Genomic DNA, 21,832 nt, shown 5'->3' with positions numbered 1-21,832 from the left:
CCCGCTCCCACACTGATCTGCACTCGCTAGGTTACAGAGGCTTGTCTTCCCGGCGGCTTTGGGCCTGGGTCGCACTCCAATCCATCAGCAAGCTATACGCCACCGCCAACAACGTCGGGCCGATAAACAATCCGATAAACCCAAACGCAATCAGGCCGCCGAACACCCCAAGCAGCACGATCACCAACGGCAGGTTGCCACCTCGGCTGATCAGGTACGGCTTGAGCACGTTGTCCACGCCGCTGATGATGAACGTACCCCACACCCCCAGAAACACCGCATAGGTGTAGTCGCCCTTCCACGCCAGCCAGGCCGTGGCCGGGATCCACACCAGCGGCGGCCCCATGGGGATCAGGCTGAGCAGGAAGGTGACGATGCCCAATACCAGCGCGCCCGGGACCCCGGCGATCAGGAAGCCAATCAGCGCCAGCAGGGCCTGGGCGGCGGCGGTACCGATCACGCCGTTGACCACCCGCTGCACGGTGCCTGCCACCAGTTCGATGTAATAGCCCGCACGCTCGCCGATCAGGCGCTCCAGCAAACGGTGCACGAACATCGCCAGGCGCGGCCCGTCACGGTAGAAAAAGAACACGAACACCAGGCTCAGGGTCAGCTCCAGGATGCCACCGCCAATCTGCGCACTGCGCGCCAGCAACCAGTTGCCGACCTGGCCCAGGTAGGGTTTGAGCGTGACCATCAACGCGGCGCCCTGCTGGTCGATGCTGTTCCACATCGCTACCAGCCGCTCACCGACAAAGGGAATCGAGCCCAGCCAGGTCGGCGCCTCGGGCAGGCCATCGACCTGAATATCCTTGATCAGCGCCACGGCATCGCGCACATGATCCGCCAGGTTGAACCCCAGCCACACCAGCGGCACCGCCACCAGCAGCATCCAGCCCAGGGTCAGGATGCCGGCGGCCAGGGATTCGCGGCCACCCAGCACGCGGGTCAGCAAGCGCATCAGCGGCCAGCTGGCAAACGCCAGCACCGCGCCCCAGAACAGCGCCGACCAGAACGGCGCCATGACCCAGAAGCTGGCACCAAACAGCACCAGCAGCAGGATTTGCACCAGCAGGCGATCGTTATTGAGCATGGGGTATCTCTAGAAAAAGGCGTTAGGAAGACAGCTTAGGCGAACGGCGCGGGGCCGTTCGCCGGGGAACGCCTAGCGTATCAGATGCAGGTGCAGGCCCTTGGCAGCGCCGGTGCCGGATTCCAGGCGCGCGGCGCGTACGCCGCTGTCGATCAGGCCCTGGCGCCAGGCTTCGGCCGTGGGCCCGGTCAAACTCACACGCAACGTGGTGTCGAGGTTGAGTCCGCGGGAAATCAGGGTCAGCCAGGTGGGGTCGGGCTCGGCGCCCAAGGCTGGGAAGTCCAGCTCGCCGGTGCTTTTCAGTTCACGCAGCAAGGTGGCCGACGTGGGCAGCAGGACGCCCAGTGGCGCGCTGGCGTCCAGTTGCTCCACATGCAGGTAGGCACGCCGGTTGCCACGGGTAATGCCGTACAAGGCGATCAGGGCATTGTCTTGCGGGGCGGCCAGACGCAGGAGCAGGTATTCCTGCTGGCCATCAGCACCCACCAGCTTGGCGTTGCCGAACACTTCATTGGCCCACAGGCTGCTTTCGCCGCAATCGCGGGCCTGGCACCAGAACAACAGCTGCGCGCCCTTCGCCTGCAACGCTTCGCGGGTCGCGGTAAACGCGGCGCTGGAGCTGTGCTCGGCAGGCAATTCATAGGTAATCGCGGTGGCTTGGCCGCGTGCGGTGGCCTGGCCTTCGTAGCGCAACTGGCCGCTGATCTTGCGGATCGCGCCCATGGGGTAGATACGCTCCTTTTCTTCGGCGGGGCGGTAATCGACGATCTGTGCATCGATTTGACGGGCTACGGTGGGCAGGTCCTGGCTTCCCGGCACGTCGGCGGCGAATACCAATGGGCTGAGCAGGCTCAGCCCGAGGATACGGATACAGCCGTTGCGCACGCTCATAGGATCAACGAGCCGTGGCCAACGGAGGTCATAGCAGTGTTGAGATGGTTCATGGTTGACTCCCTTTCAATCCGCCCAGCCTCGGCAGTTGACCCCGCCAAGTCAAGGCGTGGAGAAGAACCGATTGAAACAGTCTGCAACAAGAGCGGCGCCGGGCGCGTCATTCAGGTGCAAATGATGGCCGCCCGGCAGTGTGGTTACGGTGAAGGGTAGCTGGGAAAGCAATTCCGGATGTTTCGCCAGCATGCCGTCGGCAGCCACCACCAACTGCGTAGGGCACGCCACCCGCCGCACGAAAGACATGGCTTGTTCATCCGTCAGGCGCATCGGCGAGGTCAGGGTCAGGCGGCTATCGGTGCGCCAGGTGTAACCGCCCGGCACCGGCATCAAACCGCGCTGGGCCAGCAGTTCGGCGGCTTCACGGCTGACGGCGACCACGCCTTTCATGCGCGCTTCCACAGCGCGATCCAGGCTGCCGTAGACCGGCTTGCGCTTGTCCTGCAGGTTCATTTGCGCCAGCAGCGCCATGCCCAGGCGCTCGGCGGCGTGCTCGCCACTGGCGGTCGGCGGGATCACGCCGTCGATCAATCCCAGATGCGTCACGCGCTCAGGCAGCGCGCCGGCCAGCACCAGGGAGACGATGGCGCCGAGGGAGTGGCCAAGTAATGCAAAACGTTTCCAGCCCAATTGTTCGGCGACTTGCAGCACATCGTGGACGTAATCCCACAAGGCATAACCGGCCCCGGCAGGACGATGCGCCGAATGCCCATGCCCGGCCATGTCCAACGCCACGATGCGCAAGCCCTGCAACTGCGGCGCCAACCGTGCAAAGCTGTTGGCGTTGTCCAGCCAGCCATGCAGGGCGATCACCGGCAAGCCGTCTTCGGGACCAAACAAGTGAGCCGCCAACTCGATATGGGGCAGGCTCAGGCGCACTTCCTCGACCGGCGTACTCATGCGCAACTGCGCTCGCGGGCCTGCCAGCGGGCGAACAGGTTCTTGATCAAGGTCGCAGTGTCCTGGGGACGTTCCAGCGGGAACATATGGCCGCCGGGCATGGTGAGCATTTCGCCCATGGGCATGCGGTCGACGCCGCTGGCGTGGTGACGCATCACCACGCGGCTCTGGCGCCCACGCACCACTGCCAGCGGCACTTTCAACTGGCGGACCTGGCCGGGGCTGGTGTGGGGCACACCGCGGTAGATGCTGATTTCGGTGGCCGGGTCGAAGCGCAAGCGCAGGCGATCGCCCACTTGCTGCAAGCCGTGTTGCAGGTACGCGTCGAAACATTCCGGATCAAAACCGCGAAACAGGGTCTTGCCCGCGAAGTAGCTGCGTGCGCTGTCCAGGTCGTGGAACTCTTCTCGCCGGCCCAGGGTGCGCCCGGCCGGGGTCAGGCGGTCGATGAAGCCAAAACGCTTGGCCGCGCGGATCACCCAGCGGTCGGCGCGGGTCAGCACGGGCGAGTCGAGCATCACCACACCGCGGTACATCTGCGGGCAACGCATGGCCGCGTGCAGGTGCAACACACCGCCGAGGGAATGACCCACGCCCCATACCGGCTCCGGCTGTTGCTCCAGATGATGGATCAATTCGTCCACCAGGTTCTGCCAGTTATCGTCCACCGGAAACCTGGGGTCGTGACCGTGCTGCGGCAAATGCGCCACCGCATACTCCGGGGCCAGAGCGGCAAACAACTTGCCGTACGTAGCCGAAGGGAAACCATTGGCGTGGGCAAAAAACACGTGCTGCGACATACCGGATCCATCTGACTGAACAGAAATCGATTGTCACCACGCCCGGCCACAACAGCAATGACTGTAACTGCCAGGAATGATGACACTCACGCCACGCCTATCGCGCCGGCGGCTGCTCGCCCAGGGGCACCACGGCCATGGTCAGGCGCGAGACGCAGCTGGTTTTGCCTTCATCATTGGTCAAGCGGATGTCCCATACCTGGGTGGTACGCCCGATGTGGATCGCTCGCGCCACCGCCGTGACCCGCCCGTTGCGCACACCGCGCAGGTGGTTGGCGTTGACCTCCAGGCCCACGCAATAGAACTTGCTGGCATCGATGCACAGGTAGGCCGCCATGGAGCCGACGCTTTCCGCCAGTACCACCGAGGCGCCACCGTGCAGCAGGCCATAGGGCTGATGGGTGCGCGGGTCGACCACCATGCTGGCCGTCAGGGATTCGTCGTCGAAGCTTTCGAAGCGAATATCCAGCAGTTCACCGATGGTGTTTTTCTGGATCGCGTTGAGTTGTTCGATGTTCGGTTGGGTGCGCCACAAGCCCATGGGAGTAGTCCTTGTCTGTTTTATGATGAGCCTAATCCTGCCACAGAACCGATTCGGAACGCTCGCTCCAGGTTTGCAAATGTGCACCGTAAGTCGATTCGATCACGTTGCGCTTGATCTTCAGGGTCGGCGTCAGGAACCCGTTCTCCACTGCCCAGCTGTCCTTGACCACCACCAACTGGCCCAGGCGCTCATGTTTATCCAGCGCCTGGTTGACCTGTTCCAACCAGCGCTCCAGGCTGGCGCGCAGGGTTTGCCGGTCGAGGTCCAGCGTCGACAGCACGCACAAGCCTATCGGCGCGCCCAGGCCATCGCCGACCACGCACACCTGCTCGATGTGCGCGTGTTCGGCCAGGCGGTTTTCAATCGGCGCCGGCGCCACATATTTGCCTTTGCTGGTCTTGAAGATTTCCTTGAGCCGCCCGGTCAGGCGCAGGCGGCCGTCGGCATCCTGCTCGCCCTTGTCGCCGGTACGCAGAAAGCCGTCGGCAGTGAGGGTCTCGGCGGTTTTCTCGGGGTCCTTGAAATAGCCGAGCATGGTCGCGCCACTGCGCACCTGCACTTCGCCCGAGGCGTCGATGCGCACTTCAACCCCAGGGCACGGCAGGCCGATCCAGCCGATTGTCTGCTGGCCGGGACGACACACATGGGAGTAGCCGCAGCTCTCGGTCATGCCGTACACCTCCAGCACATCCAGGCCCAGGCGCTGATACCAGCGCAGCAGCGCTTCGGGCACGGGCGCCGCACCGGACAGGGCAATGCGCAACTGATCCAGGCCGAGGCCTGCCAGCACTTTATGGCCGATGCGCTTACCGATAAATGGCAGGCGCAACAGCAAGTCGAGGCGTTTTTGCGGGATCTTGGCGTAGACGCCCAGCTGGAATTTGGTCCAGATACGTGGCACGCCAAACAACGCCGTCGGCCGCGCCCGGCGCAGGTCAGTCAGAAACGTATCAAGGCTTTGCGCGAAAAATACTGTTTGCCCGGTATAGATGGCCGCCATTTCCACAAACATCCGTTCGGCCACATGGCACAGCGGCAAGTACGACAACAAGCGGTCGCCCTCCCCCAGCCCAAATAATTCAGTGCCGCGCGTGGCCGCGAACCCCAGGGCGCCGAAGCTGTGCATCACACCCTTGGGCAAGCCGGTGGTGCCGGAGGTATAGATGATGGTCGCGAGGTCCGACGCCGCAGGCGTGGGGTTATCCTGGATCGGCGAGCAGGCCTGCAAGTCGGCCCAGCGGAAATCGAAAGCGCCCACCGGGCATAGCGGCAGGCTGATGGTCGGCACCCCCTTCGGCACGCCCGGTGCCATCGCGGGCCAGTCGTCCAGCTTGCCGATAAACGCCAGCGCTGCCTCGGAGTGCGTCAGCACATGGGCGACGGAATCGGCGGTGAGGTTGGGGTAAAGGGGGACGCAGACGTGCCCGGCCATCCAGATCGCCAGGTCGGCAATGATCCAGTGCGCGCAGTTTTTCGAGATCAGGGCAATGTGCGAACCGTGGGGCAACTCTCGGGCGCGCAGCCAGTGCGCGGCGCAACGGGCCTGATGGCCCACCTCGGCCCAGGACAGGCGTTGCACTTCGCCGCCGCCGACCGGCTGCACCAGGAAAGTCTGGCGCGGATGGCGCGCTTCGCGTTCAAAGAAGACCTGCAACGGCAAACGAAAAGCGACGGGCATGGGACGCGCTCCTGTGTGGTCCGATCATAGCCAACCAAGCACTTGCTTGGTTGACTATATATCACACACAAAGCAGCGATCCATCCTACGGATTTTTGACGCTGACCAGGCTCATCAGCCCCGCCAGCGGAAAATCCCCTTCCAGTTCCGCGAGGCTTGCGGTGTGCATCGGTTGCGGCTGGCGCTGATGGCCGTGTTGCAAAAAGCTGATCAGGCTGCCCACCAAAGGCTGGTGGCTGACCAGCAGCACATTGTCATCCGTGTCGAGTTGTTCGAGCACCTGCAACGGATTGCCCTCGGGGGTCAGCCACGGCACCGTACGGATCTGTGGCTCAAAGCCGAGCGCCTGGCGCACCAGCTGCGCGGTCTGCTGCGCACGCACATAGGGGCTGGCGATGATTGCGCTGATGGGCTGGCCGATCAGGTGCGCGGCGCTGCGCAACACTTCGCCGCGACCGTGCTCGGTGAGATTGCGCTCGGCATCCGTGCGGGCGTGCCCTTCGGCTTCACCGTGGCGCAGAATCCACAGCTTCACAGTTTCGGCTCTTCATCACGCACCGGGTGCGGTGCCGGCGGCACGCTGTGGGCGGCTTCGCCCTCGGGTGCGCGCGGGGTTGGCCAATCGGCGAACGGCCAGGGCTTTTGCTCGGTATGGAAGCTGCCGAAACGGCCGATCTGCGCAAGGAACTGGCTGAGGCTATCGCCAAAGTTCATCAGGCCCAGGTTGGGCGCGCCGTAGATCAAGCGGTAGATCAACTGCACCACCACCAACGCGCCGAGCAGGAACTGCGCGACTTGCCACACCAGGGCAAACACCAGCATCCACAGGATGCGCAGGACAATGGATTCGTACTTGGGCGCTGCTTTCGGATCGTTCATGACGCGTTCCTCAGTTGAAACCACTGGTGGAAATAAAGTCGACATCGGTTTTCGGTTCGGCGCGCATCAACAACTCGATCACCTGGTTCAAGGTGCGCCCTTCAAACAGGATCGCATGCAACCCGGCAACCAACGGCATGTACACCCCGACTTCCTGGGCCTTGGCCTTGAGGACCTTGAGGGTGTTGACGCCTTCGGCCACTTCACCCAGGCGCGTCACCGCGTCTTCCAGGCTCAAGCCCTGGCCCAGGGCGAAACCGACTTGGTAGTTGCGGCTTTTCGGCGACGAGCAGGTGACGATCAAGTCGCCCACGCCCGCCAGCCCGAGAAAGGTCATCGGGTTGGCGCCCTGGTTGACCGCAAAGCGGGTCATCTCGGCCAGGGCGCGGGTGATCAGCATGCTCTTGGTGTTTTCGCCCATGCCCAGCGCCACCGCCATGCCGGCGATGATCGCGTAGACGTTTTTCAACGCACCGCCCAACTCGACGCCAAACCGGTCGCCACTGGCGTAGACGCGGAAGGTACGCCCGTGCAACACCGCCTGCACGCGCTCGCACAGCTCTTCGTCTTCACTGGCGATGACCGTGGCGGTCAGCGCGTGTTCGGCGACTTCCCGCGCCAGGTTCGGCCCGGACAGCACGCCAATACGCGCCTGGGGAGCGATCTCGGCGAGGATTTCGCTCATCAGCATGAAGGTCTGCGCCTCGATGCCCTTGGTCAGGCTGACCAGCAGCTTGCCCGCCAGGCGCTCGGCGTGGGGCGCCAGTACCGTGCGCAACGCGCTGGACGGCAGCGCGACGAAGCACAGGTCGCAGTCCGTCAGTGTCGCCAGCAAGTCCGTCACCGGCTCGACCGCCGGGTGGATCTTGATGCCTTTAAGGTAACGGGGATTTTCGCGGTGCACCCGGATGGCTTCGGCCTGCTCGGGATCACGCATCCACTGGCGTACCACGTGGCCGTTCTCCGCCAGCAGGTTAGCCACGGCGGTGCCAAAACTTCCGCCTCCAAGGACCGCAATAGGGCGCTGTTCAGTCATATGCAATCCGTTAATCCATACCAATGGCGATGGCCGCATTATACGGGGCGACCCGCTTGCGGCCAGCCCCCGTGTCAATTCGTTCACATGTCGGAAAATGCCACACCCGTGTGAAGTAATTGCAAGTCCTACGACTGGCAAAAGGCCCGACCTCAGTTAACATGGGCGGCTATCCGTCATTATCAAGGCCGTTCCGTGTATTTGGGCCCTCCTCCCCGTTCATCAGTGTTGTGGCTGCTGCTGTGCAGCGGCGCGGCCATGGCCGACGATCTGTTCCTCGACAACCAGCCGTTGCCGCAGGTCCTGACCGCGACGCGCCTGAAGCAATCGGCGGCGGCCGTGCCGGGCAGCATGACCGTGATCGACAGCGAGTTGATCAAGGCCAGCGGCGCGCGGGACATCAGCGAGCTGCTGCGCCTGGTGCCGGGGATGATGGTCGGCTACACCACCGGCAACCAGGCGGCGGTGAACTACCACGGCACCAGCGCCAGCGATGCGCGACGCATGCAGGTGTTGATCGACGGACGCTCGGTGTACCGCGCGGGCCTGGCGACCGTGGACTGGAGCGACATTCCAGTGGCCATGGAAGACATCGAGCGCATCGAAGTATTCCGCGGCCCCAATACCGTGAGTTACGGCGCCAACGCGCTGATGGCGGTAGTCAATATCCTCACTCGCTCGCCGGCCAACAGCCAGGGCACGCGGGTCAAGGTCATCCGTGGCGAACGCGGGATCAACGACTTCTACGCCAGCCAGGGCGTGCGCTGGGACACTGGCGACTTGCGCCTGTCGCTGTCGGGGCAACAGGACGACGGCTTTGACAGCGATGCCGCCGGCGCCGACCGCCGTGACAGTCGCCGTCTCAACCGCTTCAGCCTGGCCGTGAGCCAGACGTTGAACGCGCAACAAAGCATCGACTGGCAGCTGAATGCCAAGGAAGGGACCAACCAGCGGCCCTACACCTACATGCCGGTCTTCGCGGGGATTACCGAAGGTGGCGACAATTCGGACGTCACCGCCAAGGACTACGCCGGCTCCCTGCGCTGGAACTTCGATTTCAATCCCGAGCACAGCCTGTATATCCAGGGCTCCGCCCAGCAGTGGGATCGCCGGCAGATCTGGAAGGCCTGCGACGCCAAGGTCTCGTTCAGCCCGGAACTGACGCGCCTGTGGCAACTCAATCCCAATTATGCCGAGCAACTGGCACGGCACATGGACAGCTACAGCCAGGGTGTCGCGCCGCCCGGCGGCGCCGACGAGCAAGCACTGGGTAACCAGGTCCTGGACCAGTGGCGCAACGGTGCCAGCCAGAGCGTGTGCGGCGACATCAACCAGAGTACCCGTGAAAACCGCTACGACCTGGAGATCCAGGACACCCTGAGCCTGTCCGACAGCCTGCGCCTGGTCAGCGGTGTGAATTATCGCTACGACCGCGCCGACTCCGACACCTACTTCAACGGCACCCTGGACGACACCACCTGGCGCCTGTTCGGCCAGTTGGAGTGGCGCGCCAGCGAACACTGGTTGTTGCAGGGCGGCGCGATGTTCGAAGACACCCACCTCAGTGGCAGCTCGCTGACGCCACGGGTGGCGGTCAACTACCTGATCAACCCGCGCCACGGCCTGCGTGCGGTGTACTCCGAGGCGATCCGTTCGCCGGACATGTTCGAAAACAACGTCAACTGGAGCTACCGCGTCACCAACCTCAGTTCGCCGACCTACGGGCAGAATTCCGGCCAGTACTTCGTGGTGACACGCGGCCCGGGCAACCTCGACAAAGAGCTGATGCGCTCGCGGGAACTGGGCTACAACGGCTTCTTCGCCGACCTCGGGCTGAACCTCGACGTGAAGCTGTTCTACGACGAGATCACCGAGATGATCAGCTCGCCGCTGCGCAACAACCAGTACATCGCCAGCAACGCCAACAGTTCGCGGTTTACCGGTGCCGAGTCGCAGTTCGACTGGCGCATGAGCAGCGCCGACCGCCTGCGGCTGACCTATGCTTACGTCGACGCCACCACCAGCAACCCCCGGGACAAAGCCCAGACCGCGCGTAACAGCGGTTCGGCCGGCTGGCTGCGGGAATGGGGCCAGGGTTGGTCCAGCGCGCTGTTCTACTATGGCGACGACGCACTCAATCAATATCGCTTCGAACGGGTCGACCTGCGGGTGGCCAAGCGCATTGCCCTGGGCAAAGCCAACGTGGAGCTGGCCGGCATGTTGCAACAACGCCTCGATAACCAGCCCACCACCTGGGCCGACAACAATTACGACCACCGCCACGTGCTCTACTTCAGCGCCGAGTTAGAGTTCTGACATGGGCGCACAGTCAAGGATGACCCTCCTCTCAATACTCAGGCTTTGGCGGCGCGCCCTGCTGCTGGTGTGCCTGTTGCCGAGCACGCCAGCGTGGAGTGCCGACATCCTGCTCACCGCAGCCGAAGACGGTGCCGGCGTGCAGGCCTTCGTCAACGCCCTGGCCAAAGAGCGCCCGGAAGACCGCGTGACCTTCACCCCGCTCAAGGACCTGCCCGCGCCGAGCCGCCTGCCTGCCGCCACGCACCTGATCCTGCTGGACCTGGCCGGCCTCGACTGGCGCCTGCAAGACAGCCTGGGCCCTCCAACCCTGGTGCTGCGCATTAGCCGCCTGCAAGCCCGGCAACGCCTGGGCAACCACCTTCCGGCCCGGATCAGCCTGCTCTGGAGCGACCCGCCGCTAGCGCGCCAATTGCGCCTGATCACCCACATCCTGCCCCAGGCCCGGCGCATCGGCGTGCTCTACGCCGCCGACAGCGAATTCCTGCTGCAAGAGGTGCGCGAGTACGCCAAGTCCATGGGCCTGGAGGTGGTGCCACAGCTGTGGGACAACACCAACGACAGTCGCCCGCTGCAAAACCTGTTCAAGAGCAGCGACGTGCTGCTCGGCCTTGATGACCCGCAGCTGTACAACCCGAAAACCGTGAAGAACCTGCTGTTGAGCAGCTACGCCCGGCAATTGCCGCTGGTGGGGCCCAACGCCGGGTTTGTCCGCGCTGGCAGCCTGGCCAGTACCTACAGCGATCAGGCCGATTGGCTGGCGGTGCTCGACCGCCTGCTCGACCAGCCACCGGCCACCTGGCCGCGCACGCTGTACCCGGAACATTTCAAAGTCGCGGGCAACCCGCAAGTCGCACGTTCGCTGGGGCTCGAAGAGGTCGATGAACGCGACGTCGCCGCCCGGCTGGCCGCAGGAGAAAAACGCCCATGACCTTACGCCGTCGTTGGGACATCAACACCCGCACCCAACTCATCACCCTGGGCCCGGCGCTGTTGCTGACGTTGCTGTTGATCAGTTTCTTTACCTTCGTGCGGATCCAGGACCTGCGCCAGGAACTCGACCACACCGGCCAATTGATCGCCAACCAGTTGGCACCTGCCACTGAGTACGGGGTGATTTCCGGCAACAACGATGTGCTGGAAAGCCTGTTGCGCGCGACACTGGCCACACCCCACGTGCGTTTCCTGGAGATCCAGGACAGTGCCGAAAACATCCTGGTGTACGTCGAGCAGCCGTCGGAAAGACATGACCGCTCGCTGTCGGTCAAAGTCTTCCAGGCACCGATCCGCTTGCAGCATATCCAACTGGGCAATGACTTTTTCCAGGACAACCTCAACGAACCCAAGGCGCCGCGTGCGGATTACCTGGGCCGAGTGATCGTTGGCATGTCCAACGATGCGTTCAGCCAGCGCCAGCAGGAAATCCTGCTCAAGGCCGGCATCCTGGCGATGTTTGCCCTGCTATTCACCTTTCTGCTGGCACGCCGTCTGGCGGCGAGCCTGTCGCAGCCGATCAGCGCCATGGGCAATGCGGTCAAGGCAATCCAGCAAGGCGACTACAAAACGCCGCTGCCGATTGTCGATGACTCGGAATTGGGCGACCTGTCGCGGCATATCAACAACCTGGCCGAAGGCCTCAACCAGGCCAGCCGCGAACAGCACCAGGCCATGGCGCAGTTGATCCAGACCCGTGAGGAAGCGGAGCGGGCGAACAACGCCAAGTCGGATTTCCTGGCAATGATGAGCCATGAGCTGCGCACGCCGATGAACGGCGTGCTGGGCATGTTGCAGCTGCTGGAAACAACCGAGATGACCGAGGAGCAGACCGAGTACGCGGCACTGGCGTCCGAATCCACCGAACATCTGCTCAAGGTGATCAACGATATTCTCGACTTCTCGCGTATCGAACGTGCCGCCCTGGAGCTGGAGCATATTCCGTTCAACCTGGCAGACCTGATCAACAGCTGCGCCCAGTCCTTCCAGCACAGCGCCCAGCAACGCGGGCTGACCTTGGAGCTGCCGATTCCGGCGGGGATCGACGCGCTGCAGGTACAGGGCGATCCGACGCGAATCCGGCAGATCCTGGTGAACCTGATCGGCAACGCACTGAAATTCACCGAACACGGCACGGTGACGATCGAGCCCCAGTGGCAGGTCCTCGATCACGAGCTGTTGTGGTTTACCTGCACTGTGCGCGACAGCGGCATCGGAATTTCGGCCGAGCGCCTGGAGCTGATGTTCGATGCGTTCCAGCAGGCCGACAGTTCCATTTCAAGACGTTACGGCGGCACCGGCCTGGGCCTGCCGATCGCCCGCACCCTGGCCGAACGCATGGGCGGCACCTTGCGTGCGCAGAGCGAAGAAGGCCGCGGTTCGGTGTTTACCCTGGAAATCCCGTTGGCCATCGACCAGCAATACCTGCCGAAGATTGCCCATGATAGCGAAGGTAAAAACAGTGCCGGTGATGGCCGCCATGTGCTGCTGGTGGAAGACAACCCGGTCAACCGCACCGTGGTCGAAGCCATGCTGCGCAGCCTGGGCTTTGAAGTGAGCCTGGCCATCGATGGCGCCGAGGCGATCCGCAGTGCCGAGAGCCTGATTTTCACCGCGATCCTGATGGACTGCCGACTGCCGTTGGTCGACGGCTACGAGGCGACCCGACAAATCCGTCAACTGCCGGGCTGCGCCGACCTGCCGATCATCGCCCTGACCGCCAACGCCTTGCAGGGCGACCGCGAAGCGTGCCTGGCCGCCGGAATGAACGATTACCTGGCCAAGCCATTCAAACGCACGGATTTGCAGCAAATTCTGCAGCGCTGGGTGCAATAGCGCTGCGCCATCAGCCAACTCCGACTGGCGTGAAAGACGAAAGTGCGGCAGTCTTAGGCACCCAAACGGACCGATAAACAGGCCCGGTTTAAAATTTCAGTGAACAAGTGTACATTCAGTGCCTTGCCGCTGTGACTTTCACTACAACGCAATAGTCTATGTGTAGGCTGCCGGTATGAAGCGTAATGCTTCAGTCGGTTCGGGAAGATCTACCCTACCCTGCCGCATGGGATTATTGAGGAGCTCGCATGACCAAACAAAACGCCTTTACCCGGGAAGACCTGCTGCGCTGCAGTCGCGGTGAGCTGTTCGGCCCAGGTAACGCGCAACTGCCCGCCCCGAACATGCTGATGGTGGATCGCATCACCCATATCAGCGAAGAGGGTGGCAAGTACGGCAAAGGTGAATTGGTCGCCGAGCTGGATATCACCCCGGACCTGTGGTTCTTCGCCTGCCATTTCGAAGGCGATCCTGTAATGCCAGGCTGCCTGGGCCTCGACGCCATGTGGCAGCTGGTCGGCTTCTTCCTTGGCTGGCAGGGTCTGCCGGGCCGCGGTCGCGCCCTGGGTTCGGGCGAAGTGAAGTTCTTTGGCCAGGTCCTGCCGACCGCCAAGAAAGTCACCTACAACATTCAAATCAAGCGCGTCCTCAAGGGCAAGCTGAACCTGGCCATCGCCGATGGTTCGGTGAGCGTCGACGGTCGCGAGATCTATACTGCCGAAGGCCTTCGGGTCGGCGTATTCACTTCCACTGACAACTTTTAAGGGTTATCCGCATGCGCCGCGTCGTTATCACTGGTCTGGGCATCGTTTCTTGCCTGGGCAATGACAAAGAGACCGTCACCGCTAACCTGCGTGCAAGTCGCCCTGGCATCCGCTTCAACCCGGAATATGCCGAAATGGGTCTGCGTAGCCAGGTTTCCGGCTCCATTGACCTGCCCCTCGAAGAACTGATCGATCGCAAGATCTATCGCTTCGTCGGCCACGCTGCCGCCTACGCCTACCTGGCCATGAAAGACGCCATCGCCGACTCCGGCCTGAGCGAAGACCAGGTTTCCAACGTACGCACCGGCCTGATCGCAGGTTCCGGCGGCGCATCGACCCTGAACCAGATGGAAGCGCTGGACATCCTGCGCGAAAAAGGCGTGAAGCGCGTTGGCCCGTACCGTGTCACACGGACCATGGGCAGCACCGTTTCGGCCTGCCTGGCCACGCCATTTGCCATCAAGGGCGTGAACTACTCGATCTCCTCCGCTTGCGCCACCAGTGCTCACTGCATCGGTACTGCGGTCGAGCAGATCCAGTTGGGCAAGCAGGACATCGTGTTCGCCGGCGGTGGTGAAGAAGAGCATTGGAGCCAGTCGTTCCTGTTCGATGCCATGGGCGCACTGTCCACCCAATACAACGAAACCCCGGAAAAGGCCTCCCGCGCCTACGACGCCAAGCGTGACGGTTTCGTCATCGCCGGCGGCGGCGGCATGGTGGTGGTCGAGGAGCTGGAACACGCTCTGGCCCGTGGCGCGAAGATCTACGCGGAAATCGTCGGCTACGGCGCCACTTCCGACGGCTACGACATGGTTGCGCCAAGCGGTGAAGGCGCCATCCGCTGCATGCAGATGGCAATGTCCACCGTGGATACCCCAATCGACTACCTGAACACCCACGGCACCTCGACTCCGGTCGGCGACGCCAAGGAAATGGAAGGCGTGCGTGCGGTATTCGGCGACAAGGCCCCGGCCATCAGCTCTACCAAGAGCCTGTCGGGTCACTCCCTGGGCGCCGCCGGCGTTCACGAAGCGATCTACTGCCTGCTGATGATGGAAGGCAACTTCATCGCCGGCTCGGCCAACATCGATGAACTGGACCCAGCAGTCGCTGATATGCCGATCCAGCTCAAGACCGTTGAAAACGCCAAGATCGACACCGTGATGAGCAACAGCTTCGGCTTCGGTGGCACTAACGCCACCCTGGTGCTGAAACGCTGGCAGGGCAAGTAAAGCCTGTAGCTTGATTGCATGAAAAAGCCCCGACTGGTTCGGGGCTTTTTCATGGGGGTATGGAATCCATGTGGCAAGAGCGCCTGCTGCAATTGCGCGAATCTGGCCAAGACGAAAACGCGATATAAACCCCTAACACAATCGCGGCGAAAGTGATTGTAGAAAACATGGAACACCCGAACGCCGCCATGCTCTATAACTGCATGACCTTCATCCTGCCCCCTTGTGAGGTTCGCCATGCCTGTTACCGTCAATACGCTCAACCACGACAACTTTCGCCACAGCCTGAACATCGACAACCACGAGCTGTTCACCGACCTGCCCAAGAGCCTGGGCGGCGATGACTCGGCGCCCTCCCCCCACGACTACTTCGACGCCGCCCTGGCCTCGTGCAAGGCATTGACGGTCAAGCTCTATGCGCAAAAGAAAGACATCCCGCTCACCGGCGTGACCGTGGAAGTCACCCACGACGCAACTGAAGAGCAGAAAGGCAAATACAAGCTCAACGTCAAGCTGACCCTCAAGGGCGTGCTCACCGACGCCCAGCGCGATGAACTGCACCGCGTGGCCGACCGCTGCCCGGTGCACAAGCTGATGACGACGGCCGAGATCAGCATCGACACGAAATTGTCCGAAGGCGCGTTCAGCCAGTAACAGCAACATCCTCCCGAGCGGGTTATGCTCAACGGCATCCAACCCGCTCAGACTGGGATGCACCATGACCACCCTCACCGTGATCCGCCCTCGCCCCGAAGATGTCGAAGGCCAGCCGATCCTGCGCCCGCTACCATCGCGTGAATGCCGCAGTGTCGGGCCCTTCGTGTTTTTCGACCATATGCTGCGCACCCAATACGCACCGGGCAGCGGCATGAATATCCGCCAGCACCCGCACATCGGCCTGTCGACCCTCACCTACCTGTTCGAAGGCGCCTTGCAGCACAAGGACAGCCTCGGTTCGGACCAACTGGTGCAGGCCGGCGATGTCAGCTGGATGACCGCCGGCAGCGCGATTGCCCACGTCGAACGTACCCCCGCAGCGCTCCAGGCCAGCGGTTTCAGCCTGCACGGGCTGCAAGTGTGGCTGGCCTCGCCGAGGGACCACGAAACCGGACCGGGGCATTACAGCCACCACCCGGCGGCAAGTCTGCCGGTGAGTGACAACCTGGGGGTGCAGATCCGGCTGATCGCTGGCAATGGCTTCTGCCTGAAATCACCGGTGCCGGTGCTGTCGCCGACGCTGTATGCCGAAGTGCGGATGCAGACGGCCACTACCCTGCTGATTCCGGATGAGCATGAGGAACGCGCGGTGTACCTGCTGGCAGGCGAAGCGCAATTGGACGGTGAGACGCTGGAGGTGCACAGCCTGGCGGTGTTGCCGGCAGGCCAGGAGATGGCGTTGTTTGCCGAGACGGATTGCCACCTGGTGATATGTGGCGGCGCGCCGCTGGATGGGCCGCGGCGGATCAATTGGAATTTTGTCGCGAGCGATCCGGCGGTTATCGAGCAGGCGCGGCAGCGTTGGGCGGCGGGGGATTGGCCGACGGTGCCCGGTGAAACAGACAGGATAGAGTTGCCGGTGAGATAGCCATCGCGGGGCCCCACTCCCACATTTTGATGTGTGAATACAGTCAAATGTGGGAGCAGGCTTGCCTGCAATGAGGCCAGGACAGACGCTGAACAATCAGCCCTGGAACACTTCATCCAACAAATCATGCATCGACTTGAACGCCCGCTTGGCGGTCTTCGCGTCATACATCATCTTGCCCGGCACGTTCGCATGCGGATCGGTGAAGGAATGCACCGCACCGCCGTAGCTCAACAATTGCCAATCTACACCGGCTGCGTTCATTTCCTCTTCGAACGCGGGCAGTTGCTCTCTCGGCACCAATGGATCGGACGCGCCGTGCAGCACCAGCACTGAACCCTGGATGTGCTTGGCGCCTGCCGGGTTCTGGGTGTCGAGAGTGCCGTGGAACGACACGGCAGCCTTCAACGGTGCTCCGGTACGCGCCAGTTCCAGCGCACAGAAACCGCCAAAGCAGAAACCAAAGGTCGCCAGCTTCGAGGTATCCACCTCGGCCTGGTCCTGCAGTTGCGCAAAGGCCGCCTGCAAGCGTTTGATCAGCGCCGGGTTGTCTTGCTTGAGCGGCATCATCGCCGCACCGGCTTCATCGCCATTCGAGGGGCGCACGGTTTGCCCATACAGGTCGGCGATCAGCACCACGTAGCCTTTGCTGGCCACGCTCTTGGCGATCTCCTCGGCACCCGCACTCACCCCCATCCAGTTCGGCGCCATCAACAGGCCCGGCAGCGAACCCTTGTGGCTGGCATCGAACGCCAGGCGGCTTTCGTAGGACTGGCCATCAATCTGATAGACCACGGAACGCACAGTGACTTGGCTCATCATTTACTCCAGTTGAGGTGCACTAGAACGAAAAAGCCCGCCGAAGCGGGCTTTTCTACAACGGTGTCAGACCGACAGTTCAACCAACAGCTTGTTCAGGCGGCGCACGTAGGCAGCCGGGTCTTTCAAGCTGTCGCCAGCGGCCAGGGCCGCCTGGTCGAAGAGGATGTGCGACAGGTCGCCAAACCGCTCTTCGTTCTGCTCGCCGTCGAGTTTCTCGATCAGCGGGTGAGCCGGGTTGAATTCGAAGATCGGCTTGGAGTCCGGAACCTTCTGACCGCTGGCTTCAAGGATCTGACGCATCTGCAGGCCCAGATCCTGCTCGCCGATGGCCAGGATCGCCGGGGAGTCGGTCAGCCGGTGGGAAACCCGCACTTCACTGACCGCATCGCCCAGGGACGCCTTGATCCGCTCAACCAAGCCTTCTTTGGCCTTGGCGACTTCTTCGGCTTCTTTCTTCTCTTCTTCGGAGTCCAGGTTCCCTAGGTTCAGGTCACCACGAGCCACGTCGACGAAAGACTTGCCGTCGAACTCGCTGAGGTAGCTCATCAGCCACTCATCGATACGATCGGTCAGCAGCAGCACTTCGATGCCTTTCTTGCGGAAGACTTCCAGGTGCGGGCTGTCCTTGACTGCTTCGTACTTCTCGCCGGTCAGGTAGTAGATCTTGTCCTGACCTTCCTTGGCGCGTGCCAGGTACTCGGCCAGGGACACCACCTGCTCGCCGTCGTCGCCCTGAGTGGAAGCAAAACGCAACAGGCCGGCGATTTTTTCTTTGTTGGCGAAATCTTCAGCCGGGCCTTCTTTCATGACCTGGCCGAAGTTTTTCCAGAAGCTTTTGTATTGCTCAGGCTCGTTCTTCGCCAGTTTTTCCAGCATGTCGAGCACGCGCTTGGTCAGCGCCGACTTCATGGAGTCGATGATCGGGTCTTTCTGCAGGATCTCCCGCGATACGTTCAGCGACAGGTCGTTGGAGTCGACCACGCCCTTGATGAAGCGCAGGTACAGCGGCAGGAACGAGTCCGCCTGATCCAACACGAACACGCGCTGCACGTAGAGCTTGAGGCCCTTGGGCGCTTCACGCTGGTACAGGTCGAACGGAGCACGGGTCGGCACGTAGAGCAGCGAGCTGTATTCCAGCTTGCCTTCGACTTTGTTGTGGCTCCAGCTCAGCGGGTTTTCGTAGTCGTGAGCGATGTGTTTGTAGAACTCCTGATACTCCTCGTCCTTGATCTCGGTACGCGGACGGGTCCACAGGGCGCTGGCGCGGTTAACGGTTTCCCATTCCTGCTCAGGCTGTTCCTCGCCTTCGACGGCAGCCTTTTCTTTCGGCAGCTCGATCGGCAGAGGGATGTGGTCGGAGTACTTCTTGATGATGTTGCGCAGACGGTAACCGTCGGCGAACTCATCTTCACCAGACTTCAAGTGCAGCACGATGCGGGTACCGCGGTCGGCCTTTTCGATAGTGGCGATCTCAAATTCGCCCTCACCCTTGGACGACCAGTGTACGCCTTCGCTGGCAGCGAGGCCGGCACGACGGCTGAATACTTCAACTTTGTCGGCAACGATAAAGGCCGAGTAGAAGCCCACGCCGAACTGGCCGATCAGGTGCGAATCCTTCTTCTGGTCGCCCGACAGGTTCTTCATGAAATCAGCAGTGCCGGATTTGGCGATGGTACCCAGATGGGTAATCGCGTCTTCACGGCTCATGCCGATACCGTTGTCTTCGAGGGTGACGGTGTTGGCGTCCTTGTCGAAGCTCACGCGGATTTTCAGTTCGGCGCCACCTTCCAGCAACTCAGGCTTGGACAGGGCTTCGAAACGTAATTTGTCGACGGCGTCAGAGGCGTTCGAGATCAATTCGCGAAGGAAAATTTCCTTGTTGGAATACAGCGAATGGATCATGAGGTGCAGCAGCTGCTTCACCTCGGTCTGGAAGCCCAGGGTTTCCTTTTGAGTTTCCACACTCATGGTCATCAAACTCCAATTGGATGGCAGTGGCCGCGCCCTTGAGGGTTGGCGGCGGGTTGTCATCAAAGTTGGGGGCTAAGACCAGGATTTCAAGGGCGGCTCGCTTCCTCGATTTTGAAATGCGCACGGGCAGTGGCAATCGGTTCCGCCGCGGTGCTCTGCCACGCGGTGATCGCGACATTCGCCACCCGTCGGCCCTGGCGCCACACCTGGCATTTGGCGTAAGTGTCGCGAAACTGGCCCGCGCGCAGGTAATCCAGGGAGAAATCGATGATTTTCGGCAACCCCGGCGCGCCGGTGAACACCAGCAGGTGCAGCGCCGCCGACAATTCCATGAAGCCTGCGATCACGCCGCCGTGGAGCGCCGGCAATATGGGGTTACCAATATTGTCCTTACTGGCCGGCAAGCGAAACAGCAACTCATCGCCCAAACGGGTGCATTCGATGCCGATCAGTCTGGCGTAGGGGATCTGCTCCAGCAGCGCTGCATAGTTGCCGCGTGCGTGGGCCTGTTCCAGGCGGGTCTTGAATCGATGGGTCATGCCTGTGCTCCCTGGATGGTGCTGCCCAATCCTTGTGTGCCTTTAAGCCGCTTGCCCATACGCATAAACGTACCCACCACATGGGCGATGGGTTGCTGCGGGTCATACTGATAGGCGAAGCCGCGGGTAAAGATCACGTCGGTGGTGACCCGGTAGCATTGGGCGAAGCCGTACACCGGCTTGTGGGGTTCGGCGGGATGCATGTAGTCGATGCGCAGGTCGAGGGTTGGACACACCTCGAACTCCGGCAGGACGCACAGGGTCGCCATGCCGCAAGCGGTGTCCATCAAGGAGGTCAAGGCGCCGCCGTGGATCACGCCGGTGTGCGGGTCGCCGACCAGGTGCGGGGCATACGGCATGAGCAGCGTAATACCCTCCCCGCTGGCCCCATGGGCGGTAATGCCCAGCACCTGGCAATGGCGCAAGGCCGATAAAAAGCGCGCCGCGCGCTCTAACAAAGGGTTTTCGGTCATTCGTTCGAGACTCTTATTAGTGTTGATCGAGGCTATCGGTGGCGCCGGAAAAAGTTCCTTTAAGTCAGTGGTTTATATATCTGTGAAACAAAAGGAACTAATGCTGGAGCCCCATGCTCGAAAGGCCAGTAGATATCTTCAATAAGGAGAAACAACCCATGCGCAAGACTTTAGCTATTTCCATGATGCTGGCCGCTGCCCTCGGTCTGGCTGCCTGCGACAAAAAATCCGAAGACAAAGCCCAAGACGCTGCTGCACATTCCGAGCAAGCTCAGAAAGACATGTCGAAGGCTCAGGATAAAGTGAACGACGCTGCGAAAGAAAACGCCGAAGCTGCCAAAGCTCAGGCTGAATCGAACGCCGCTGCAGCAAAAGAAGCAGCACCTGCTACTCCAGCCACCGGTTCTTGAGACCGCGGTTTGAAATAGCCTGACTGCAAAAAGAAAGCCCGCTTAGATAGCGGGCTTTTTTGCGGCTGCTGTTTGAGTTGAAACGTTAATCAAGCCAGCTCTTTAACCGCCTCCGGCTGTGCCGTATCGGTCGGGGTAAACACCATCACTTGCAGTACGTCGGAATGAAACTCCCGGCGATACAGCACCAGCACCACCCCGCTGCTCATCAGCATGAACAACCAGGGGCTGACAAACCACGCCAGCATGGTCATGCCGAAGTAGTAAGAGCGCAGGCCAAAGTTGAATTGGTTGGCGGCCATGGAAATCACGCGCGCCGCTCGCAGGGCGAACGCCTGACGTTCCTGCTCGGACACGTGCCGCTCACCGATCATCGGCGCAGAACCCACCAGCACTGCCGCAAAGTTGTACTGGCGCATGCACCAGCTAAAGGTGAAGAAGGCGTAGACGAACACCAGTGCCAGGCACAGCAACTTGATCTCGGACATACCCTGGGATGCCTGCTGCACCATCGGAATGTCCGCCAACAGCGACACCGCCCGCTCCGAGGCGCCCAGCACCGTGAGAATACCGGCGAGGATGATCAAGGTACTGGAAGCGAAGAACGAGGCGTTACGCTCCAGGTTGCCGATCACGCTGGCGTCGGCGATGCGGTTGTCGCGCATCAGCATGCGGCGCATCCAGTCTTCGCGATACAGATGCAGCACACTGGCCAGGCAGGCCGTGTCCCGGGCCTTCCAGGTGGCATAGCGGGTGTAGCCACCCCAGCACAGGGCGAACCAGAAGGCGGCAAGCAGGTGGATCTGATTGGTTTCGATGAACGACATGCGGGCCCCTATGACGAGCGCGATCAGGGTGGGAGCTGGCTTGCCTGCGATGGCGTCTGCTCAGTCACTGTTGTGCCAACTGACAGTCCGCTATCGCAGGCAAGCCAGCTCCCACACTGACCGCGTTTGAACTTGAATTTTTCTTAACCTATTCGACGCTAGCCCAGGCAAAAAGACACTGCCAGC

General features: G+C 61.8%; 22 protein-coding genes. 8 read left to right on the top strand and 14 right to left on the bottom strand.

Annotated features, from left to right (window positions below):
* Positions 1 to 31: 31 nt before the first annotated feature.
* The 9 genes from PSH81_RS08880 to PSH81_RS08840 form a co-directional block, all read right to left on the bottom strand.
* Complete coding sequence (locus tag PSH81_RS08880) at positions 32 to 1,093, bottom strand: AI-2E family transporter (RefSeq protein WP_305392341.1); 1,062 nt, start codon at positions 1,091 to 1,093, stop codon at positions 32 to 34.
* Positions 1,094 to 1,165: 72 nt separating this feature from the next.
* Positions 1,166 to 1,984, bottom strand: a complete 819-nt coding sequence (locus PSH81_RS08875) for a DUF4892 domain-containing protein (protein WP_226455464.1) — start codon at positions 1,982 to 1,984, stop codon at positions 1,166 to 1,168.
* Positions 1,985 to 2,086: 102 nt separating this feature from the next.
* Positions 2,087 to 2,941, bottom strand: coding sequence for an alpha/beta hydrolase (locus PSH81_RS08870; protein WP_226455463.1), 855 nt, complete (start codon positions 2,939 to 2,941; stop codon positions 2,087 to 2,089).
* A complete protein-coding gene (locus tag PSH81_RS08865) occupies positions 2,938 to 3,741 on the bottom strand; it encodes an alpha/beta fold hydrolase (RefSeq protein ID WP_305392340.1) in 804 nt (267 codons plus the stop codon). Before PSH81_RS08865 ends, PSH81_RS08870 begins: the two co-directional genes overlap by 4 nt.
* A gap of 97 nt (positions 3,742 to 3,838) precedes the next feature.
* Positions 3,839 to 4,282 carry a hotdog fold thioesterase gene (locus PSH81_RS08860; protein ID WP_192298842.1) on the bottom strand — a complete coding sequence of 148 codons (444 nt, stop codon included), beginning with the start codon at positions 4,280 to 4,282 and terminating at the stop codon, positions 3,839 to 3,841.
* 31 nt (positions 4,283 to 4,313) lie between these two features.
* Positions 4,314 to 5,963, bottom strand: coding sequence for an AMP-binding protein (locus PSH81_RS08855; RefSeq protein ID WP_305392339.1), 1,650 nt, complete (start codon positions 5,961 to 5,963; stop codon positions 4,314 to 4,316).
* Between the two features lie 85 nt (positions 5,964 to 6,048).
* Entirely contained in the window at positions 6,049 to 6,498 is a 450-nt protein-coding gene (gene sixA / locus PSH81_RS08850) for a phosphohistidine phosphatase SixA (RefSeq protein WP_226455461.1), read from the bottom strand.
* Positions 6,495 to 6,842, bottom strand: a complete 348-nt coding sequence (locus tag PSH81_RS08845) for a DUF4389 domain-containing protein (RefSeq protein ID WP_192298839.1) — start codon at positions 6,840 to 6,842, stop codon at positions 6,495 to 6,497. The genes sixA and PSH81_RS08845 overlap by 4 nt, the downstream gene beginning before the upstream one ends.
* A 10-nt stretch (positions 6,843 to 6,852) precedes the next feature.
* The gene (locus PSH81_RS08840; RefSeq protein WP_192298838.1) at positions 6,853 to 7,878 is read right to left on the bottom strand and encodes an NAD(P)H-dependent glycerol-3-phosphate dehydrogenase; all 1,026 of its coding nucleotides are present in this window, start codon (positions 7,876 to 7,878) and stop codon (positions 6,853 to 6,855) included.
* Between the two features lie 195 nt (positions 7,879 to 8,073).
* Here PSH81_RS08840 and PSH81_RS08835 point away from each other — a divergent pair, with 195 nt between their 5' ends.
* The 7 genes from PSH81_RS08835 (at position 8,074) to PSH81_RS08805 (ending at position 16,604) form a co-directional block, all read left to right on the top strand.
* Positions 8,074 to 10,194, top strand: coding sequence for a TonB-dependent siderophore receptor (locus PSH81_RS08835; RefSeq protein WP_226455460.1), 2,121 nt, complete (start codon positions 8,074 to 8,076; stop codon positions 10,192 to 10,194).
* Between the two features lies 1 nt (position 10,195).
* Positions 10,196 to 11,125 (top strand): ABC transporter substrate-binding protein, encoded by a 930-nt coding sequence (locus PSH81_RS08830; protein ID WP_226455459.1) that lies wholly within the window; start codon positions 10,196 to 10,198, stop codon positions 11,123 to 11,125.
* Positions 11,122 to 13,023, top strand: a complete 1,902-nt coding sequence (locus tag PSH81_RS08825; RefSeq protein ID WP_305392338.1) for an ATP-binding protein — start codon at positions 11,122 to 11,124, stop codon at positions 13,021 to 13,023. Before PSH81_RS08830 ends, PSH81_RS08825 begins: the two co-directional genes overlap by 4 nt.
* 248 nt (positions 13,024 to 13,271) lie before the next feature.
* Positions 13,272 to 13,787: a 3-hydroxyacyl-[acyl-carrier-protein] dehydratase FabA gene (gene fabA, locus PSH81_RS08820; protein WP_010211704.1), complete on the top strand. Its 516-nt coding sequence runs from the start codon at positions 13,272 to 13,274 to the stop codon at positions 13,785 to 13,787.
* An 11-nt stretch (positions 13,788 to 13,798) separates the two neighbouring features.
* Positions 13,799 to 15,019, top strand: a complete 1,221-nt coding sequence (gene fabB, locus PSH81_RS08815; protein ID WP_017734322.1) for a beta-ketoacyl-ACP synthase I — start codon at positions 13,799 to 13,801, stop codon at positions 15,017 to 15,019.
* A 237-nt stretch (positions 15,020 to 15,256) separates the two neighbouring features.
* Complete coding sequence (locus PSH81_RS08810) at positions 15,257 to 15,673, top strand: OsmC family protein (protein ID WP_226455456.1); 417 nt, start codon at positions 15,257 to 15,259, stop codon at positions 15,671 to 15,673.
* Positions 15,674 to 15,737: 64 nt separating this feature from the next.
* Positions 15,738 to 16,604 (top strand): pirin family protein, encoded by an 867-nt coding sequence (locus PSH81_RS08805; protein ID WP_226455455.1) that lies wholly within the window; start codon positions 15,738 to 15,740, stop codon positions 16,602 to 16,604.
* 96 nt (positions 16,605 to 16,700) lie between these two features.
* Here PSH81_RS08805 and PSH81_RS08800 read toward each other — a convergent pair whose 3' ends face one another.
* The 4 genes from PSH81_RS08800 to PSH81_RS08785 form a co-directional block, all read right to left on the bottom strand.
* Positions 16,701 to 17,423, bottom strand: coding sequence for a dienelactone hydrolase family protein (locus PSH81_RS08800; protein WP_305392337.1), 723 nt, complete (start codon positions 17,421 to 17,423; stop codon positions 16,701 to 16,703).
* Between the two features lie 66 nt (positions 17,424 to 17,489).
* Positions 17,490 to 19,394 carry a molecular chaperone HtpG gene (gene htpG / locus PSH81_RS08795; RefSeq protein ID WP_226455453.1) on the bottom strand — a complete coding sequence of 635 codons (1,905 nt, stop codon included), beginning with the start codon at positions 19,392 to 19,394 and terminating at the stop codon, positions 17,490 to 17,492.
* An 89-nt stretch (positions 19,395 to 19,483) separates the two neighbouring features.
* A complete protein-coding gene (locus tag PSH81_RS08790; RefSeq protein ID WP_192298830.1) occupies positions 19,484 to 19,936 on the bottom strand; it encodes a PaaI family thioesterase in 453 nt (150 codons plus the stop codon).
* Positions 19,933 to 20,409 (bottom strand): PaaI family thioesterase, encoded by a 477-nt coding sequence (locus PSH81_RS08785; RefSeq protein ID WP_305392336.1) that lies wholly within the window; start codon positions 20,407 to 20,409, stop codon positions 19,933 to 19,935. The genes PSH81_RS08790 and PSH81_RS08785 overlap by 4 nt, the downstream gene beginning before the upstream one ends.
* Before the next feature lie 158 nt (positions 20,410 to 20,567).
* Between PSH81_RS08785 and PSH81_RS08780 the strand changes: the two genes are divergently transcribed.
* Positions 20,568 to 20,819: a hypothetical protein gene (locus PSH81_RS08780; protein ID WP_192298828.1), complete on the top strand. Its 252-nt coding sequence runs from the start codon at positions 20,568 to 20,570 to the stop codon at positions 20,817 to 20,819.
* 89 nt (positions 20,820 to 20,908) lie between these two features.
* Here PSH81_RS08780 and PSH81_RS08775 read toward each other — a convergent pair whose 3' ends face one another.
* Positions 20,909 to 21,646: a DUF599 domain-containing protein gene (locus tag PSH81_RS08775; RefSeq protein WP_192298827.1), complete on the bottom strand. Its 738-nt coding sequence runs from the start codon at positions 21,644 to 21,646 to the stop codon at positions 20,909 to 20,911.
* Positions 21,647 to 21,832: the final 186 nt, after the last annotated feature.

It is taken from the genome of Pseudomonas sp. FP2335 (assembly GCF_030687535.1).
GTDB lineage: Bacteria > Pseudomonadota > Gammaproteobacteria > Pseudomonadales > Pseudomonadaceae > Aquipseudomonas.
Note: the sequence above shows the minus strand (reverse complement) of the source record. Positions and strands in the feature narration are given on the sequence as shown.

Bases quoted from the DNA above. Each gene is read 5' to 3' on its own strand.
- PSH81_RS08810 (WP_226455456.1), top strand. From the start codon at position 15,257: ATGCCTGTTACCGTCAATACGCTCAACCACGACAACTTTCGCCACAGC.
- PSH81_RS08860 (WP_192298842.1), bottom strand. From the start codon at position 4,282: ATGGGCTTGTGGCGCACCCAACCGAACATCGAACAACTCAACGCGATC.
- htpG (WP_226455453.1), bottom strand. From the start codon at position 19,394: ATGAGTGTGGAAACTCAAAAGGAAACCCTGGGCTTCCAGACCGAGGTG.
- PSH81_RS08870 (WP_226455463.1), bottom strand. From the start codon at position 2,941: ATGAGTACGCCGGTCGAGGAAGTGCGCCTGAGCCTGCCCCATATCGAG.
- PSH81_RS08800 (WP_305392337.1), bottom strand. From the start codon at position 17,423: ATGAGCCAAGTCACTGTGCGTTCCGTGGTCTATCAGATTGATGGCCAG.
- PSH81_RS08780 (WP_192298828.1), top strand. From the start codon at position 20,568: ATGCGCAAGACTTTAGCTATTTCCATGATGCTGGCCGCTGCCCTCGGT.
- PSH81_RS08875 (WP_226455464.1), bottom strand. From the start codon at position 1,984: ATGAGCGTGCGCAACGGCTGTATCCGTATCCTCGGGCTGAGCCTGCTC.
- fabA (WP_010211704.1), top strand. From the start codon at position 13,272: ATGACCAAACAAAACGCCTTTACCCGGGAAGACCTGCTGCGCTGCAGT.
- PSH81_RS08825 (WP_305392338.1), top strand. From the start codon at position 11,122: ATGACCTTACGCCGTCGTTGGGACATCAACACCCGCACCCAACTCATC.
- PSH81_RS08790 (WP_192298830.1), bottom strand. From the start codon at position 19,936: ATGACCCATCGATTCAAGACCCGCCTGGAACAGGCCCACGCACGCGGC.
- PSH81_RS08880 (WP_305392341.1), bottom strand. From the start codon at position 1,093: ATGCTCAATAACGATCGCCTGCTGGTGCAAATCCTGCTGCTGGTGCTG.
- PSH81_RS08845 (WP_192298839.1), bottom strand. From the start codon at position 6,842: ATGAACGATCCGAAAGCAGCGCCCAAGTACGAATCCATTGTCCTGCGC.
- PSH81_RS08785 (WP_305392336.1), bottom strand. From the start codon at position 20,409: ATGACCGAAAACCCTTTGTTAGAGCGCGCGGCGCGCTTTTTATCGGCC.
- PSH81_RS08865 (WP_305392340.1), bottom strand. From the start codon at position 3,741: ATGTCGCAGCACGTGTTTTTTGCCCACGCCAATGGTTTCCCTTCGGCT.
- PSH81_RS08805 (WP_226455455.1), top strand. From the start codon at position 15,738: ATGACCACCCTCACCGTGATCCGCCCTCGCCCCGAAGATGTCGAAGGC.
- PSH81_RS08840 (WP_192298838.1), bottom strand. From the start codon at position 7,878: ATGACTGAACAGCGCCCTATTGCGGTCCTTGGAGGCGGAAGTTTTGGC.
- PSH81_RS08855 (WP_305392339.1), bottom strand. From the start codon at position 5,963: ATGCCCGTCGCTTTTCGTTTGCCGTTGCAGGTCTTCTTTGAACGCGAA.
- PSH81_RS08830 (WP_226455459.1), top strand. From the start codon at position 10,196: ATGGGCGCACAGTCAAGGATGACCCTCCTCTCAATACTCAGGCTTTGG.
- fabB (WP_017734322.1), top strand. From the start codon at position 13,799: ATGCGCCGCGTCGTTATCACTGGTCTGGGCATCGTTTCTTGCCTGGGC.
- PSH81_RS08775 (WP_192298827.1), bottom strand. From the start codon at position 21,646: ATGTCGTTCATCGAAACCAATCAGATCCACCTGCTTGCCGCCTTCTGG.